Origin of the sequence: Ideonella aquatica, assembly GCF_018069755.1 — a bacterium.
Classification (GTDB): domain Bacteria; phylum Pseudomonadota; class Gammaproteobacteria; order Burkholderiales; family Burkholderiaceae_C; genus Ideonella; species Ideonella aquatica.
The window spans coordinates 228,618-244,565 of record NZ_JAGQDE010000004.1 but is presented as its reverse complement, the minus strand read 5'-3'; the positions used below and the strand labels follow the sequence as shown (position 1 = coordinate 244,565).

Annotated in this window: 15 protein-coding genes and 1 tRNA gene; 8 read left to right on the top strand and 8 right to left on the bottom strand. The window is 67.6% G+C overall.

Annotation, left to right across the window (positions count from 1 at the left end):
- The 3 genes from KAK06_RS07450 to rimP form a co-directional block, all read right to left on the bottom strand.
- Positions 1-592 (bottom strand): translation initiation factor IF-2 associated domain-containing protein (locus KAK06_RS07450; RefSeq protein ID WP_210801298.1); only part of this gene is annotated, 592 nt, incomplete at its 3' end.
- A gap of 62 nt (positions 593-654) precedes the next feature.
- Complete coding sequence (nusA, locus tag KAK06_RS07445) at positions 655-2,133, bottom strand: transcription termination factor NusA (protein ID WP_210801297.1); 1,479 nt, start codon at positions 2,131-2,133, stop codon at positions 655-657.
- Positions 2,130-2,675 (bottom strand): ribosome maturation factor RimP, encoded by a 546-nt coding sequence (rimP, locus tag KAK06_RS07440; protein ID WP_210801312.1) that lies wholly within the window; start codon positions 2,673-2,675, stop codon positions 2,130-2,132. Before rimP ends, nusA begins: the two co-directional genes overlap by 4 nt.
- 305 nt (positions 2,676-2,980) lie before the next feature.
- Between rimP and fabI the strand changes: the two genes are divergently transcribed.
- Complete coding sequence (gene fabI, locus KAK06_RS07435; RefSeq protein ID WP_210801296.1) at positions 2,981-3,769, top strand: enoyl-ACP reductase FabI; 789 nt, start codon at positions 2,981-2,983, stop codon at positions 3,767-3,769.
- Between the two features lie 15 nt (positions 3,770-3,784).
- Here the strand turns inward: fabI and KAK06_RS07430 are convergent, their stop codons facing one another.
- The gene (locus tag KAK06_RS07430; protein ID WP_210801295.1) at positions 3,785-4,402 is read right to left on the bottom strand and encodes a GGDEF domain-containing protein; all 618 of its coding nucleotides are present in this window, start codon (positions 4,400-4,402) and stop codon (positions 3,785-3,787) included.
- A 73-nt stretch (positions 4,403-4,475) separates the two neighbouring features.
- Positions 4,476-6,731, bottom strand: a complete 2,256-nt coding sequence (locus KAK06_RS07425) for an arginine/lysine/ornithine decarboxylase (RefSeq protein ID WP_210801294.1) — start codon at positions 6,729-6,731, stop codon at positions 4,476-4,478.
- A 113-nt stretch (positions 6,732-6,844) separates the two neighbouring features.
- Here KAK06_RS07425 and KAK06_RS07420 point away from each other — a divergent pair.
- Positions 6,845-6,935, top strand: a tRNA-Ser gene (locus KAK06_RS07420).
- Positions 6,936-7,212: 277 nt separating this feature from the next.
- Positions 7,213-7,869: a choice-of-anchor R domain-containing protein gene (locus KAK06_RS07415; protein WP_210801293.1), complete on the top strand. Its 657-nt coding sequence runs from the start codon at positions 7,213-7,215 to the stop codon at positions 7,867-7,869.
- Between the two features lie 99 nt (positions 7,870-7,968).
- Here KAK06_RS07415 and KAK06_RS07410 read toward each other — a convergent pair whose 3' ends face one another.
- From KAK06_RS07410 to KAK06_RS07400, 3 genes are all read right to left on the bottom strand, one after another.
- Positions 7,969-9,108, bottom strand: coding sequence for a branched-chain amino acid ABC transporter substrate-binding protein (locus KAK06_RS07410; protein ID WP_210801292.1), 1,140 nt, complete (start codon positions 9,106-9,108; stop codon positions 7,969-7,971).
- Positions 9,109-9,293: 185 nt separating this feature from the next.
- A complete protein-coding gene (locus KAK06_RS07405) occupies positions 9,294-9,728 on the bottom strand; it encodes a DNA polymerase III subunit chi (RefSeq protein WP_210801291.1) in 435 nt (144 codons plus the stop codon).
- A 19-nt stretch (positions 9,729-9,747) separates the two neighbouring features.
- Entirely contained in the window at positions 9,748-11,208 is a 1,461-nt protein-coding gene (locus KAK06_RS07400) for a leucyl aminopeptidase (protein WP_210801290.1), read from the bottom strand.
- 28 nt (positions 11,209-11,236) lie between these two features.
- Between KAK06_RS07400 and lptF the strand changes: the two genes are divergently transcribed.
- Genes lptF through KAK06_RS07375 form a run of 5 tightly spaced genes read left to right on the top strand, consistent with a single transcriptional unit; the run spans position 11,237 to position 15,948 of the window.
- The gene (gene lptF, locus KAK06_RS07395; RefSeq protein WP_210801289.1) at positions 11,237-12,334 is read left to right on the top strand and encodes an LPS export ABC transporter permease LptF; all 1,098 of its coding nucleotides are present in this window, start codon (positions 11,237-11,239) and stop codon (positions 12,332-12,334) included.
- Positions 12,331-13,437, top strand: a complete 1,107-nt coding sequence (lptG, locus tag KAK06_RS07390; protein ID WP_210801288.1) for an LPS export ABC transporter permease LptG — start codon at positions 12,331-12,333, stop codon at positions 13,435-13,437. The genes lptF and lptG overlap by 4 nt, the downstream gene beginning before the upstream one ends.
- Before the next feature lie 21 nt (positions 13,438-13,458).
- A complete protein-coding gene (locus KAK06_RS07385) occupies positions 13,459-13,854 on the top strand; it encodes a sirohydrochlorin chelatase (protein WP_210801287.1) in 396 nt (131 codons plus the stop codon).
- On the top strand, positions 13,851-14,795 hold the full coding sequence (locus KAK06_RS07380; RefSeq protein WP_210801286.1) for a CysB family HTH-type transcriptional regulator: 945 nt from the start codon (positions 13,851-13,853) through the stop codon (positions 14,793-14,795). The genes KAK06_RS07385 and KAK06_RS07380 overlap by 4 nt, the downstream gene beginning before the upstream one ends.
- On the top strand, positions 14,785-15,948 hold the full coding sequence (locus tag KAK06_RS07375; RefSeq protein WP_210801285.1) for a pyridoxal phosphate-dependent aminotransferase: 1,164 nt from the start codon (positions 14,785-14,787) through the stop codon (positions 15,946-15,948). The genes KAK06_RS07380 and KAK06_RS07375 overlap by 11 nt, the downstream gene beginning before the upstream one ends.

Genomic DNA, 15,948 nt, shown 5'->3' with positions numbered 1-15,948 from the left:
CCGGTGCGGCCGCCGTGGCGGCAGTCTGCTGCGCGGCAGCGGCCGCGGCGGCCTGGGCAGCAGCCTCGGCCGCGGCAGCGGCTTCGGCGGCGGCGCGGGCGGCTTCAGCGGCGGCCCGCTCGGCGGCTTCACGCTCCTGGCGCTCGCGCTCCTCGCGCTGACGGCGCTGCTCGGCCAGCGCCTCTTCCTGCTGGCGGATCAACTCGGCCTGGGCGCGGGCTTCCTCTTCGCGGCGGGCGAGTTCGGCCGCTTCCTGGGCGGCGGCGTCCTCGACCGGCGCGCCGGGGAGGTCATCGCGCTTGACGAAGGTGCGCTTCTTGCGGACCTCGACCTGGATCGTGCGCGCCTTGCCGGAGGCGTCGGCCTGCTTGATCTCGGAGGTCGACTTGCGGGTCAGCGTGATCTTCTTGCGCTCGCCGCTGGCCGTGCCATGCGAGGTGCGCAGGAAGTCGAGCAGGCGCTCCTTGTCGACTTCGGTCAGGGCGTCGTCGGCCGACTGCTTTGCCACGCCAGCCGACTGCAACTGCTCCAACAGCGTCGCGGCGGGCCGATTCAGTTCGGCTGCGAGTTGGGCGACGGTGGTCACTGCCATGCTTGTTGTTCCTTGAATTCTTGGGGCCGGGTTCGGTAGGCGTGGGTCGGGGCGCGCTGGGATCAGGCGTTGAACCAGTGCTCGCGCGCCTTCATGATCAGCGCCTTGGCCTGGGCCTCGTCGACCCCGGTCATCTCGGTCAGCTCGTCCACAGCCAGATCGGCCAGGTCGTCGCGGGTGTGCACGCCGCCATCGGCCAGACGGGCGATCAGGTCGGGCGTCAGGCCCTCCAGGTCGCGCAGGTCCTGCGACACCTCGTCGACCTTCTCCTCGCGGGCAATCTCCATGGTCAGCAGGGCATCCTTGGCACGGGTGCGCAGCTCGGCCACGGTGTCCTCGTCGAAGCCCTCGATCTCAAGCATCTCCTGCAGCGGCACGTAGGCCACTTCTTCCAGGCTGGTGAAGCCTTCCTGGATCAGCAGCTCGGCCACTTCCTCGTCGACGTCGAGCTTGTCGACGAAGAGCTTGCGCACCGAGTCGCTTTCCTCGGCCTGCTTGGCGGCCGATTCCTCGGCCGTCATGATGTTGATGCGCCAGCCGGTCAGCTCCGAGGCCAGGCGCACGTTCTGGCCGCCGCGGCCGATGGCGATGGCCAGGTTCTCCTCGTCGACCACCACGTCCATCGCGTGGCGCTCTTCGTCCACCACGATCGACTGCACATTGGCGGGTGCCAGCGCGCCGATGACGAACTGCGCCGGATCATCCGACCACAGCACGATGTCGACGCGCTCACCGGCCAGCTCGTTGGTAACGGCGGTCACGCGCGAGCCGCGCACGCCGACGCAGGTGCCGATCGGATCGACCCGCTTGTCGTGCGAGACCACGGCGATCTTGGCGCGGCTGCCCGAGTCGCGGGCACAGCTCTTGATCTCCAGCAGGCCCTGCTCGATCTCGGGCACTTCCTGGGCGAACAGCTCGACCATGAAACCCGGCGCCGAGCGCGACAGCATGATCTGCGGGCCACGGGCCTGGGTGTCCACGCCCAGGATGAACGCGCGTACGCGGTCGCCGGTGCGCAGGTTCTCCTTGGAGATCATCTCGCCGCGCTTGAGGCGGCCTTCCACGCGGCCCGACTCGACGATGATGTCGCCCTTGTCCAGGCGCTTGACGGTGCCGACCATGATCTTCTCGCCACGCGACAGGAAGTCGTTGAGCAGTTGCTCGCGCTCGGCGTCGCGGATCTTTTGCAGGATCACCTGCTTGGCCGCCTGGGCACCGATGCGGCCGATCGGCACCGATTCAATCGAGGTCTCGATGTAGTCGCCCTCTTCCAGCTCGGCGATCTGATCGCGGGCCTCGGACAGCAGCTCCTCGGCGTCGGGGTTCTGCAGGCCGGCGGCATCGGGCACGACCAGCCAGCGGCGGAAGGTCTCGTAGTCGCCGGTTTCGCGGTCGACGGTGACGCGGATGTCCACCTCGCCCCCGTGGAGCTTCTTGGTCGCGGAGGCCAGCGCGGCTTCCACCGCACCGAAGACGACCTCACGATCCACGCTCTTCTCGCGCGAGATCGCGTCCACCAACATCAGCATTTCGCGGTTCATTCTTGTTGACCTCCGTCAGTCGTATCGGCTGGCGCTGCGGGCGCCGGGGCGGCCTTGCGGCGCCCCTTGAAATCAAGCACCGGCACCAGCCGGGCCTCGCGGATTTCATCGAAGCTGAAGTCGAGCGCCTGCTCGACCTTGCCTTCGGTGAACACCAGGCGCCAGCCTTCGCCCGCATCGGCGGCCAGCAGCGTGCCCTGGTACTTCTTGCGCCCCTGGAAGGGCAGCTTGAGCGTGATCTGGACCATCTCACCGACAAAGCGGGCGAAATGCGCCGGCGTCTTCAGTGGCCGGTCCAGGCCCGGCGAGGACACCTCAAGCCGGGCGTAATCGACGTTTTCCACCTCCAGCAGGTACTGCAGTTGGCGGGTCACCGCCTCGCAGTCCTCCACCGTGACGAACTCGTGGTCACCGGTGGGATAGGTCTGGCCCGGGATGCGGTCGATGGTGACGCGCAGCAATCCACCTGCCGCACGCTCGACGTCGACAAGTTCATACTGCAGTCCGGTCACTGTCTTCTCGACAGCTTGCATCCAGTTCATCAGGGCCAGCAATCCTTTCCGTTCGCCCCGCGCGGCTGACAGGCCCTTTGCCTGCCCACCGCCGGACACTCTCCGCCCGACACCACGCAGCCTGGCTGTCACTACCTGGCTGTGCTGCACAGCCTCTGGGACAGCTCTCCTGGTGCTCGAGCAAAAAAAATGGGCTGGAAGAAATCCGCCCACCCGTGTAACTCTAGCGAAAGTCGGATTGTAGCCTGAGCTTTTGACTGCTTCAAGACGCCTGCACTGATTGACGCCTGCCATGCCAGAATCGCGGGCTTGAGAACACCGAATTCGGAGCCACCATGGGATTTCTTGCCGGCAAACGTCTCTTGATCACCGGCCTGCTGAACAACCGCTCCATCGCCTATGGCATCGCCAAGGCCTGCCACCGCGAAGGCGCCGAGCTGGCGTTCAGCTACCAGGGCGAGCGCTTCAAGGACCGGATCACCGACTTCGCCAAGGAGTTCGGCTCGGACCTGATCGTCGAGATGGACGTGGCCAGCGATGAACAGATCACCCAGGCATTTGCCACGCTGGGTGAACGCTGGGGCCAGTTCGATGGTTTTGTCCACGCCATCGCCTTCGCGCCGCGCGACTCGATCGGGGGCGATTTCCTCAATGGCCTGTCGCGCGATTCGTTCCGCGTGGCCCACGAGATCTCGGCCTACAGCTTCCCGGCCATGGCCAAGGCCGCGCTGCCGCTGCTGCGCCCCAAGGCGTCGCTGGTGACCATGTCCTACCTGGGTGCTGCCCGCCGCGTGCCGGATTACAACACCATGGGCCTGGCCAAGGCCTCGCTGGAGGCCTCGGTGCGCTACCTGGCCTATTCGCTGGGTGACAAGGACATCCGCGTCAACGGTGTGTCGGCCGGTCCGATCAAGACACTGGCCGCCTCCGGCATTGCCAACTTCGGCAAGAAGCTCAGCCAGTTTGCCGAACATGCGCCGCTGCACCGCAACATCACGATCGACGAGGTCGGCAACGCCACCGCCTTCTTGCTGTCCGACCTGGCCGGCGGCGTGAATGCCGAGATCCTGTATGTCGATGGCGGCTTCAGCCACATGACGCCGGGTGGCGGCGAAGGCGAGTGAGTACCCCGGCGGGGCTCAGCGCAGCACCACGCTGACCCGCTCGGTGCGCCCCATGCGGGGCGCCGCGTTCTGCAGTGCCAGTTCACTGCGTGCCACACCCGCCTCCAGCGGCTCGTCCAGCGGGGCACTGCTGGCGCCCACGTGCACCGACAGCGGCACCAGGCTGCCCTGCTCACCGCCGCGCAGCTCGGTGGCCAGCGCCACCGCACGCAGGCGTTCGCCAATCATGCGCAGATCGCGCGGATCCAGTGGCGGCAGCACCACCATGAAAGCCCCGGCCGCCCAGCGGCCGATCAGGTCACCTTGGCGAATGCCCCGACGCAGCGCCAGTGACAGCGCCCGCACCGCCGACTCGGCCACGGCCACGCCATGCTGTGCCACCAGGGCCGGGGTGTCATCGAACTCGATCAGCAGCAGGCCCATCGGCCGACTTGCATCCCGCTGCCGCGCCCGGACCTGCAAGGCCAGGGCCTGCACCAGCAGGCCTTCCCGGTCCGGCAGACCGGTCAAGGCATCGGTGGCCAGCAGGCCGGCGCTGTTGACCTCAGCAGGCCGCCACCAGCGCTGCCACCAGGGAATGGCCGGTCGGGCCAGGGGACTGTCAAGGGCGGTGGTCCAGCGGGCGGAAGTCATGCGGGCGTTGCCTGGCCCACCCTCGGCAGGCCTGTGACGCCTGCTATCGGCCGATCAGCGGCCGCCTTGAGCCTCAGCGCACGCAGTCGACGAAATAACGCAGGCGGCCATCGGCACCCTGCTCGGCCACCAGGCCATGCACGTCGGCGCCGAAGCCCGGGAACTGGGCGTTGAACTCACGCGTGAAGCGCAGGTAGTCGACCACCTTGCGGTTGAAACGCTCGCCGGGGATGACCAGGGGGATGCCCGGCGGGTACGGCGTCAGCATGGCGGTGGTGACACGGCCCTCGAGCTGGTCGATCTCGACGCGTTCGGTGTTGCGGTGGGCGATGCAGGCATAGGCATCGCTGGGCTTCATCGCCGGCTCCAGCTCGGTCAGGTAGACCTCGGTGGTCAGGCGCGCGATGTCGCCACGGGCATAGGCCTCGTGCACGCTCTGGCACAGGTCGCGCAGGCCCATGCGCTCGTAGCGCGGATTGGCCTGGCAGAACTCCGGCATGATCCGCCACAGCGGCTGGTTGCGGTCGTAGTCGTCCTTGAACTGCTGCAGCGCGGTCAGCAGGGTGTTCCAGCGGCCCTTGGTGATGCCGATGGTGAACATGATGAAGAACGAGTACAGGCCGGTTTTCTCGACCACCACGCCGTGCTCGGCGAGAAACTTGGTGACGATGCTGGCCGGGATACCGGTGTCGGCGAAGCGGCCCTTGACGTCCAGGCCCGGGGTGATCAGCGTGGACTTGATCGGGTCCAGCATGTTGAAACCCTCGGCCAGCTTGCCGAAGCCATGCCACTCCTCATTGGCATGCAGCATCCAGTCGGCGGCGCGGCCGATGTCTTCCTCGGCCAGGCGACCCGGGCCCCAGACCTGGAACCACCAGTCCTGGCCATACTCCTCGTCGACCTTGCGCATCGCGCGGCGGAAGTCCAGCGCTTCGCGCAGGCTCTCCTCGACCAGGGCGGTGCCGCCCGGCGGCTCCATCATCGAGGCCGCCACGTCACAGCTGGCGATGATCGCGTACTGCGGCGAGGTGGAGGTGTGCATCAGGTAGGCCTCGTTGAAGAGGTGCCGATCCAGCTTCTGCTCCTGCGCGTCCTGCACCAGCACCTGCGAGGCCTGGCTGATGCCGGCCAGCAGCTTGTGCGTGGACTGGGTGGCATACACCAGCGCCTGCTTGGGACGCGGGCGGCCCTTGCCCATGGCGTGGAAGGTGCCGTAGAACTTGTGGAAGGCGGCGTGCGGCAGCCAGGCCTCGTCGAAGTGCAGCGTGTCCACCCAGCCGTCGAGCTTGGCCTTGATGGTCTCGGTGTTGTAGAGCACGCCGTCATAGGTGCTCTGGGTGACGGTCAGGATGCGCGGCTTGACCTTCTTGGCGTCGACCCCCTTGAGCAGCGGGTGGCGGGCGATCTTCTTCTGGATTGAGGCCTTGCTGAACTCGCTCTCGGGAATCGGGCCGATGATGCCGTAGTGGTTGCGCGTGGGCGTCAGGAAGACCGGCACGGCGCCGGTCATGATGATCGAGTGCAGGATGGACTTGTGGCAGTTGCGGTCCACCAGCACCACATCGCCCGGCGCCACCGTGTGGTGCCAGACCATCTTGTTGCTGGTGCTGGTGCCGTTGGTCACAAAGAAACAGTGGTCGGCATTGAAGATGCGCGCCGCGTTCTTTTCGCTGGCCGCCACCGGCCCGGTGTGGTCCAGCAACTGGCCCAGTTCCTCCACCGCGTTGCAGACGTCGGCGCGCAGCATGTTTTCGCCGAAGAACTGGTGGAACATGCGGCCGATCGGGCTTTTCAGGAAGGCCACGCCGCCGGAGTGACCCGGGCAGTGCCAGGAGTACGAGCCGTCCTGCGCATAGTCCATCAGCGCACGGAAGAACGGCGGCGCCAGACCGTCCAGGTAGCTCTTGGCCTCGCGGATGATGTGGCGCGCCACGAACTCGGGCGTGTCCTCGAACATGTGGATGAAGCCGTGCAGCTCGCGCAGGATGTCGTTCGGGATGTGCTGGCTGGTGCGCGTCTCGCCGTACAGGTAGATCGGGATGTCGGCGTTGCGAAAGCGGATCTCGCTGATGAACTTGCGCAGGTTCAGCACCGCCGGGTCCAGCTCGGGGCCAGGGGTGAATTCCTCGTCGTCGATCGACAGGATGAACGCGCTGGCGCGGCTTTGCTGTTGGGCGAACTGGCTCAGATCACCATAGCTGGTGACGCCCACGACCTCGAAGCCCTCTTTTTCGATCGCCTCGGCCAGCGCCCGGATGCCCAGGCCCGAGGTGTTCTCGGAGCGGAAGTCCTCGTCGATGATGACGATCGGAAAGTTGAAGCGCTGCATGGGCTCGTCCGGTGGGCCAGGGGAAAACGCGAAGCGCGAAGTGTAGGGCCGATCGGTGTCGATCCCGGGCGGCACGCGGTCGATCCTGGGCTAGAATGCGCGGCTGTCCCTGCGGAGGGATGGATGAGTGGTTTAAGTCGCACGCCTGGAAAGCGTGTGTGGGTTAACAGCCCACCGCGGGTTCGAATCCCGCTCCCTCCGCCACGCGGCTCCCGATACCGGTCGAGCGCGAAGGCACTCTCACCGCGCTGCGTTGCAACGGTCCGACACCGCCGCCAGATGTTCAGCAAGAAGAGCCGATTTCCACTGGATCGTCAATCCCACATCGGGTAAGCCATGATCGCTCGCCGATCGGGCGCAGAGGACGTACAAACAGGGCTTGGCAATGTCGTTCGGTGCCCTGCCAGGCCTGCTACCCGCGGGTTCGGGCCCGAGTCCCACTCAAGGTCGGTTACACCCGGCCAAGCAAGCGGAGATCAGTATGGAATACAAGTTCAAGTCTCTGGCCCTGGCGGCCGCTCTGGCCCTGTCGGGTGTGGCGATGGCAGCCCCGTCGAAGCATGTCAGCGGCAAGAAGGCCGTGGTGCCCGTGACGGCCCAGGCCGTTCTGTACTCCCAGTTGGCGAACGACGCCGAGAACGGGTACACCTCGCAGGACTTTGAGGCCAGCTTTGACGCCTATGACAACCGCGCGGCGGACGATTTCGTTGTGCCGGCCGGCGCCAAGTGGAAGGTGACTGATGTCTTCGTCGCCGGCCAGCATTTTGGTGTGACGCCCAACAGCGCCAACGTCACGTTCTACAAGGACAAGGGCGGCAAGCCGGGCAAGGTCGTTGCCGATTTCCCGATGTCCGCCATCAGCAAGGACTCGGCGGGCTCGCTGACGGTGAGCCTGCCGACCTCGGTCACGCTGAAGGAAGGCACCTACTGGGTGTCGGTGCAGGCGCAGATGGACTTCTTCGTCGGCGGCCAGTGGTACTGGGAAGCCACCACCATGGCCACGGGCTCGGAAGCCGCCTGGCAGAACCCGGGCGATGGCTTCGGCAGCGGCTGCACCAAGTGGGGCAACCTGAACAGCTGCCTGGCCACCGGCGGCACGGGCGACTTGATGTTCGAACTGCGCGGCAAGGCCAAGTGATCATGCGGTGCGGCTGAGAGTCGCCGCACCCGAGACAGATCACCCACAGAAAAAAGGGGCGCCTCGCGGCGCCCCTTTGCGTTGCAGTGACCCGAAGGATCAGCGCACCACGGCGATCTGGTCGCGGTTGCCACCCTTGTAGGTGTAGAGCGTCAGCGCGCCGTTCTTGACGTCACCCTTCTCGTCGAACGAGATGGTGCCGGTCACGCCCTTGTAGCCCGAGGTCGCGGCCAGCGCCGGCAGGTACTTGGCCGGGTCGGCCGAGCCGGCCTTGACCATGGCGGCCACCAGCACGTTGGTGGCGTCGTACACGTAGGGCGCGTAGACCTGCACGTCGGCGTTGAACTTCTTCTTGAAGTCGGTGCGGAACTTCTCCATGCCCGCCTTCTGCTCGCCCTCGACACCACCGGCCTCGGCGCACACCACCTGGCCGTCGGCCATCGCGCCGGCGGCCAGCTTGGGCAGCTCGCTCGAGCAGATGCCGTCGCCGCCCATGAACTTGGCGTTGATGCCCAGCTGCTTCATCTGGCGGATCATCGGGCCGGCCACGGCGTCCATGCCGCCGAAGAAGACCACGTCGGGCTTGACGGCCTTGATGTTGGTCAGGATGGCGGTGAAGTCGGTGGCCTTGTCGTTGGTGAACTCGCGCTTGGCGATGGCGCCGCCCTTGCCCTTGACGCCCTTCTCGAACTCATCGGCCACGCCCTGGCCGTAGGCGGTGCGGTCGTCGATCACGGCGATGACCTTGCCCTTGAGCTGGTCCACCGCGTAGCGGCCCAGCGTGCCACCCAGGTGCACGTCATCGGCCACGACGCGGAAAGTGGTCTTGTAGCCCTGGCGGGTGAACTTGGGGTTGGTGGCCGACGGGCTGATCTGCGGGATGCCGGCGTCGGAGTAGACCTTGGAGGCGGGGATCGAGGTGCCCGAGTTCAGGTGGCCCACCACGCCGTTGACCTTGCTGTCGACCAGCTTCTGCGCGGCGGCGGTGCCTTGCTTGGGGTCACCCGCGTCGTCTTCAGCCAGCAGCTCGAACTTGGCCTTCTTGCCGCCGATCATCACGCCCTTGGCATTGAGCTCGTCGATCGCCATGCGCGCGCCGTTCTCGTTGTCCTTGCCCAGGTGGGCGATGGCGCCGCTGGTCGGACCGACGTGACCGATCTTGACCACCATGTCCTGGGCATAGACGCTGCCCGCGGCCATCAGGGTGGCGATGGCGATCACATTCAGTTTGGCTTGCATGAGTAGGAACCTCCGGTTCTGGATGGAAGGAGAAAGAAACGGCCGCATCGGCTAGGGGGCCCGCTCGACCGGCGCCGCCGACGATACTCCAAATCGCCGGTGGCGCATGCCGCCCAGCATCAGGACAAGCACGATGTCGGGCGCCCGCCTCCAACGCGGCCGGGGTGGTCGCGGATGACCGAGACTCAGGCCTCGTGCGAGTTGCCCTGCGGGTGGTGGTGAATCGTCACGCCCTGGGCCTTGTAGCGCCGCCAGCGTTGCTGGCCAGCGGCGCGAGCGGCGGACTCGGTCGCGACGACCTCGGCCACGCGCTCGAAGCCAGACAAGGCCTCTACATCGTCAAAACCCAGGTTGACGGCGCTGTCGCAGGCCAGCTCAGCCATCGGCTGCTCAAGCAGCCACACGGGCGTCAGCGAGGCGTCGACCGGCACGGCATCGCCCGCTCGCAGCCGCAGGTGCGGCACGAAGTCCAGCGGCGGCTCGCTCCACAGGGCCTGGTCCAGGCGGGCCAGCACCGAGGCCGGTCCGAACACCGCGGTGCGCCCGCCCTCGCGGTGGCGCTTGCGCACCAGCCGCAGGGCCCAGGCAACCGGCTCGTCGACCCCGGTGAAGAAGCGCACCTCCACGGCGGTCAGGCCCTCAGCGGCCGGCGCGCGACAGCAGGAAGTGGGTCAGCAGGCCCACCGGCCGGCCGGTGGCGCCCTTGGCCGCACCGCTCTTGTTGGCCACGCCGGCGATGTCCAGGTGCGCCCAGGGTGTGCTGCCCACGAAGCGGTGCAGGAACTTGGCGGCGGTGATCGAGCCCCCCGGACGGCCGGCCACGTTCGCCACATCGGCGAACCGGCTCTTCAGCCCTTCGGCGTACTCGTCGTCCAGCGGCATGCGCCAGGCGGGATCCTGGGCGCTGACCGAAGCCGCCAACAACTGCGCGGCCAGGTCGTCGTCCGACGCGAACAGGCCCGCATGGTGGTGGCCCAGCGCGATCACGCAGGCACCGGTGAGCGTGGCCACGTCGACGATGGCGGCAGGCTTGTAGCGTGCGGCGTAGGTCAGCGCGTCGCACAGGATCAGGCGGCCTTCGGCGTCGGTGTTGAGGATCTCGATCGTCTGGCCCGACAGGCTGGTGACCACGTCGCCCGGCTTGGTGGCCCGGCCGCTGGGCATGTTCTCGCAGGTGGGGATCAGGGCCACCACGTTGAGCTTGGGCTTGAGCTCGCCGATGGCGCGCATCGTGCCCAGCACGCTGGCGGCGCCCCCCATGTCGAATTTCATCTCGTCCATCTCGGGGGCGGGCTTGAGCGAGATGCCCCCGGTGTCAAAGGTGATGCCCTTGCCGACCAGCACCACTGGCGCCGCCTTGGTGGCGCCGCCGCGGTACTCCATGATGATGAAACGCGGCGGCTCGTCGGACCCACGCGAGACCGACAGGAAGGAGCCCATGCCGATCTTTTCGATCTCCTTGCGGTCGAGCACCTTGACGCTCAGGCCGTGCTCTCGGCCAAGGCGGCGGGCCTCTTCGCCCAGCCAGGTCGGGGTGCAGGCATTGCCCGGGCGGTTGGCCGCCTCGCGCGCCACGCCCACGCCAGCGGCCACGGCATGGCCACGCCGCAGACCCGTCTTGACACTGGCCTGCTGCTCGGCCGACACGCACAACTGCACCTTGGCTGGGGCGCGCAGCGCCTCGGCACTGGGCTTGGTGTGGCGGTAGACGTAGAAGGTGTGCTCCAGCGACAGGCACAGCATCTCGGCATGTGCATCGGTCAGCCCAAACCCCAGGGCGGCGAAGGCCATGGTCTTCAGGCCACGGCTCTTGAGCGCAGCCAGTGCGCCGTCAACGGCCTGGCGGAAGGCCTTGACGGAGTCGTCACGGGCCACGACCAGCAGAACGCGTCGGGCCGAAAAACCCTGTGCCCCATGCAGGTACAGGGACTGGCCGCCCTTGGGCTCGAGATCACCGCTCTTGATCGCGGCATGGAACAGCTGTTCGGCGGCGGTACCTCGGGCGTTCACCTTGTGGGCGGCACCCAGCACCAGGACCAGCACGTCGGAATCGACGCCGGCAAGGTCGGCGGTACCGACCACGGTGGCTTGCACGTTCATAATTCACCTGAGTGAGGACAAGCGCCTGATGTTATTCGATGCGACCCTGCGCCGCGAGCTCTCCAGGGGATTCGGGGCTACCCTGGTGGTGCTGTTGACCATCGTGGTGACGATGTTTTTGATCCGCCTGCTCGGCCTGGCGGCCAACGGCGTGGCCGATCCGGGCGATGTCGCACTGCTGCTGGCCTACACCGTGCTGGGCCACCTGCCCACCATGATGTCGCTGTCGCTGTTCGTGGCCGTGGTGGTGACCCTGGGCCGCATGTACCGCGACAGCGAGATGGCCATCTGGTTTGCCAGCGGCGTGGGCCTGTCGCGCTTCGTACGGCCGGTGCTGCGCACGGCCTCGCCGGTGCTGCTGGCGGTGGGCGTGGGTGTGCTGCTGGTCTGGCCGTGGAGCAACCAGCGCATCGCCGAAATGCGAGACCGCTACGAGCACCGCTCCGACATCTCGCGGGTGGCGCCTGGCAGCTTCCAGTCCTCACGTGACGGCAGCCGGGTGTTCTTCATCGAGCGCGAGGGCGAATCGGCCGGCATCGGCCGCAATGTCTTCGTGCTCTCGCGCGATGGCCAGCGCGAAGCCGTCACCACCGCCCGCGCCGGACGCGTGGAGCAGCAAGGCGATGTGCGCGAACTGGTGCTGGACGCCGGCCAACGCAATGAGCGCGACCAGCGCACCGGCGCCCAGACTGTGACCTCATTCGACAGCTACCGCATGCAGATCGACGCCGCACGGGCCGCTGCCGCCCAGACCCTGGCACCCAAGGCCACAGGCTCGCTGGCGCTGTGGCAACAGGATTCACGCCTGGCACAGGGCGAACTCACCTGGCGCCTGAGCATGCTCTTTGGCGCCTGCAACCTGGCCCTGCTGGGCGTGGGCACCGCCGCCACCAACCCGCGCCGGGCCAGCAACTGGAATCTACTGTTCGCGCTGCTGGCCTTCGTCGTCTACTACAACCTGCTGAACCTCAGCCAGACCTGGGTGAGCACCGGACGCGCCTCGATGCCCGTGGCGCTGCTGGGCCTGCACGGCGTGGTGCTGTGCCTGGCGCTGGGCCTGATCTGGTGGCGCGACCATGCCGCCACCATCGGCCTGCGCCGCCCAGCGCGGGGGGGCGGCGCATGAAGACCGTGCGCGCCCTGCTCTACCGCGATGTCGTCTGGTCCATCGTCTTCGTGGCGGTGGCCTTCATGTCGCTGTTCTTTTTCATCGATTTCCTGGAGGAGTTGGAGCGGGTGGCCCGCAAGAGCGGCACGGTCGGCCTGGCCGCGCTGTCGGCGCTGATGTCCCTGCCCTACCGCTTCTATGAACTGGCGCCGATCACGGTGCTGATCGGCACCATCTACGCGATGGCGCGGCTGGCCCAGTCGAGCGAGTTCACCATCCTGCGCACCGGCGGCCTGGGTCCTGGCCGTGCGCTGCGCCTGCTGCTGCGCCTGGGCGCCGTGTTCGCGGTGCTGACCTTCGTGGCCGGCGACTACCTGGCGCCGCTGGGCGAGCAGCAGGCTGCCGCGCTGCGGGCGCGGGTGACCGGTGGCCAGCAACTGGGTCAGGCCGGTGCCTGGCTCAAGGAGCACCGCGCGCTTGGCGGCAACGCACTGTCGATCTCGATCAATGTGGCCTCCACCGACGCCGACGGCCTGATGCGCCAGGTCCGCATCTTTGAACACGACGCCCAGGGCCGGCTGCTGCGCCGCCTGCAGGCCGAGCGCGCCCAGGCCGCCGATGGCCATTGGCGGCTGGAGGGGGTGATCGACACCCACTGGCCGGCCGCCAGCGAGACCGGCCAAGCGCTGGTCGAACGCCGCGAGCCACAGTTGGACTGGCCCACCACGCTGGATGAGCGCCTGGTCTCGGCCGCGTTGTCGCCGCTGGAAGGCATGACCACGCTGGAGCTGTGGCGCTACAGCCGCCACCTGTCGAACCAGGAGCAGACCTCCCAGCGGCACGAGCTGCTGTTCTGGAAGCGCCTGATGTACCCGCTGGCGTGCATCGTGATGATGATGCTGGCCCTGCCCTTTGCCTACATGCACGCACGTGCCGGCGGCGTCAGCCTGAAGGTGTTCGGCGGCATCATGCTGGGCGTGGCCTTCGTGCTGCTGAACAACGTGGTCGGCCACCTGGGCCGCCTCAATGACTGGACGCCCTGGCTGGCCGCGGCTGCGCCCAGCCTGCTGTTCCTGACCCTGTCGCTGACCGCCTACGGCTGGCTGGTCCGCTACCGCTGATCCCTTCCTCCGGGAGTACCGATGCGTGGTTTGATTCTTCTGGCCCATGGCGCCCGCGACGGCGCCTGGTCGCGCCCCTTCGTGGAGCTGGCCGCCCGGGTGCGCGCCGAGCATCCAGGCCGCGAGGTGCGCAATGCCTACCTCGAGTTCATCGCGCCCGACATGGTGCAGGCCGGGGCCGAGCTGGCGCAGGCTGGCTGCCACGCGGTCGACATCCTGCCGCTGTTCCTGGGTGCCGGCGGCCATGTGCGCAAGGATGTGCCGGCCTTGCTGCAGCGGTTGCACACCGACTTCCCCGGCGTGCACTGGATGCTGCACCCGGCGGTGGGCGAGTCGCCGCTGCTGCTGGATGCGATGGCGCGCATCGCGACCGGCCTGCATGACGCCGCGGCGCTGTCGCGCGAGGAGCGCGCTTGAACCTGCAGCAGCTGCGCTTCGTGCAGGAGGCGGTGCGGCGTCAGCTCAACCTCACCGAGACCGCCAAGGCCCTGCACACTTCGCAGCCCGGCATCTCGAAGGCCATCCTCGAGCTGGAAGAAGAACTGGGCATCGACATCTTCGCGCGGCACGGCAAGCGCCTGCGCCGCGTGACCGAGCCGGGCGAGTTGGTGCTGCAGTCGATCGAGGTGATCTTGCGCGAGATCGCCAACCTGCGGCGCATCGGCGACGAGTTCTCGCTGCAGGACAGCGGCCGCCTGTCGATCGCCACCACCCACACCCAGGCCCGCTACGTGCTGCCCGAGCCGGTGGCGCAGCTGCGCCGGCGCTATCCCAAGGTGCAGGTCAGCCTGCACCAGGGCACACCCGAGCAGGTGGCCCAGATGCTGATGGAGGACGTGGCTGACATCGGCCTGGCCACCGAATCGCTGTCCGAGGTCGACCAGCTCGTCACCCTGCCCTGCTACGAGTGGCAGCATGTGCTGGTGTTCCCGGCGCAGCACCCCCTGGCCGCGATCGAGCGGCCCTCGCTGGAGCAGCTGGCCGAACATCCGCTGATCACCTACCAGGCCGCGTTCACCGGCCGCCGGCGCATCGACCTGGCCTTTGCCCAGCGCCGTCTGCGACCCAACATCGCACTGGAGGCCATCGACTCCGACGTCATCAAGACCTATGTGCGCTCCGGACTGGGCGTGGGCATCGTCGCCGAAATGGCGGTCCAGGGCGACAACGCCAGCCCCGACCTGCGCAGTTGCCCGGCCGGCCACCTGTTCGGCCAGAACACCTCGCGCGTGGCCTTCCGCCGCGGCGCCTATCTGCGCGGCTATGTGCTCGCGTTTGCCGAACTCCTCTCACCCCGCCTGGCCCGGCCGCTGATCCTGCGCGCCATGCAGGGCCAGGGAGACAGCTATGAACTCTGAACACCGCACGCCCCAGCCTGTGAGCCGCCTGCCGGAGGTGGGCACGACGATCTTCACCGTGATGTCGGCGCTGGCCCAGCAGCATGGTGCGGTCAATCTTGGCCAGGGCTTCCCCGACTTCACCGGCGACCCCGCGCTGCTCGACCTGGTGAGCGAGGCGATGCACGCCGGCCACAACCAATACCCCCCGATGACCGGCGTGCCGGCGCTGCGCGAGGCGGTGTCACGCAAGATCGAGCGCCAGCACGGTCGCCACTACGACCCTGACACCGAGATCACGATCACCGCCGGTGCCACCCAGGCCCTGCTGACGGCCGTGCTGGCACTGGTACACCCGGGTGACGAAGTGATCGTGCTCGACCCCTGCTACGACAGCTATGTGCCGGCGATCACGCTGGCGGGCGCCCGTGCGGTGCGCGTGCCCCTGCGCAGCGACGATTTCGGCCCCGATATCGACGCCATCGGCGCGGCTCTGGGCCCGCGCACCCGCGCCATCATCATCAACACGCCCCACAACCCCAGCGGCCGGATCTGGCGCGAGGACGAACGTGAGGCGCTGACGCGGCTGCTGGCGCCCACCGAGGTGCTGGTGATCAGCGACGAGGTCTACGAGCACATGGTGTTCGACGGCCGCATGCACGCCAGCGCCAGCGCCAACGCCGAACTGGCGGCGCGTACGGTGGTGGTGTCGAGCTTTGGCAAGACGTTTCACGTCACCGGCTGGAAGGTGGGCTACGTGGCCGCGCCCGCAGCGCTGATGGCCGAGTTCCGCAAGGTGCACCAGTTCAACGTGTTCACGGTGAACACGCCAATGCAGCATGCATTGGCCCGCTACCTGGCCGAGCCCGCCCACTACGAGGGCCTGCCCGACTTCTACCAGCGCAAGCGTGACCTGTTCCGTGCCGGCCTGGCCGGCAGCCGCCTGGCACTGCTGCCCTGCGAGGGCAGCTACTTCCAGTGTGTGGACTACAGCGCGGTGTCGACGCTGGACGATGAGGACTTTTGCCGTTGGCTGACCACCGAGATCGGCGTCGCCGCGATTCCGCTGTCGCCGTTCTGCGCCGCGCCGCCGCAGCGTCGCATCGCACGCTTCTGCTTTGCCAAGCAGGACGCCACCCTGGAGCGTGCGCTGCAACGCCTGGCCGCGCTGTAG

What these genes read in the sequence shown, in the direction of transcription:
- nusA (WP_210801297.1), bottom strand. Translation starts at nt 2,133, where the DNA reads ATGAACCGCGAAATGCTGATGTTGGTGGACGCGATCTCGCGCGAGAAG.
- rimP (WP_210801312.1), bottom strand. Translation starts at nt 2,675, where the DNA reads ATGAACTGGATGCAAGCTGTCGAGAAGACAGTGACCGGACTGCAGTAT.
- fabI (WP_210801296.1), top strand. Translation starts at nt 2,981, where the DNA reads ATGGGATTTCTTGCCGGCAAACGTCTCTTGATCACCGGCCTGCTGAAC.
- KAK06_RS07430 (WP_210801295.1), bottom strand. Translation starts at nt 4,402, where the DNA reads ATGACTTCCGCCCGCTGGACCACCGCCCTTGACAGTCCCCTGGCCCGA.
- KAK06_RS07425 (WP_210801294.1), bottom strand. Translation starts at nt 6,731, where the DNA reads ATGCAGCGCTTCAACTTTCCGATCGTCATCATCGACGAGGACTTCCGC.
- KAK06_RS07415 (WP_210801293.1), top strand. Translation starts at nt 7,213, where the DNA reads ATGGAATACAAGTTCAAGTCTCTGGCCCTGGCGGCCGCTCTGGCCCTG.
- KAK06_RS07410 (WP_210801292.1), bottom strand. Translation starts at nt 9,108, where the DNA reads ATGCAAGCCAAACTGAATGTGATCGCCATCGCCACCCTGATGGCCGCG.
- KAK06_RS07400 (WP_210801290.1), bottom strand. Translation starts at nt 11,208, where the DNA reads ATGAACGTGCAAGCCACCGTGGTCGGTACCGCCGACCTTGCCGGCGTC.
- lptF (WP_210801289.1), top strand. Translation starts at nt 11,237, where the DNA reads ATGTTATTCGATGCGACCCTGCGCCGCGAGCTCTCCAGGGGATTCGGG.
- lptG (WP_210801288.1), top strand. Translation starts at nt 12,331, where the DNA reads ATGAAGACCGTGCGCGCCCTGCTCTACCGCGATGTCGTCTGGTCCATC.
- KAK06_RS07385 (WP_210801287.1), top strand. Translation starts at nt 13,459, where the DNA reads ATGCGTGGTTTGATTCTTCTGGCCCATGGCGCCCGCGACGGCGCCTGG.
- KAK06_RS07375 (WP_210801285.1), top strand. Translation starts at nt 14,785, where the DNA reads ATGAACTCTGAACACCGCACGCCCCAGCCTGTGAGCCGCCTGCCGGAG.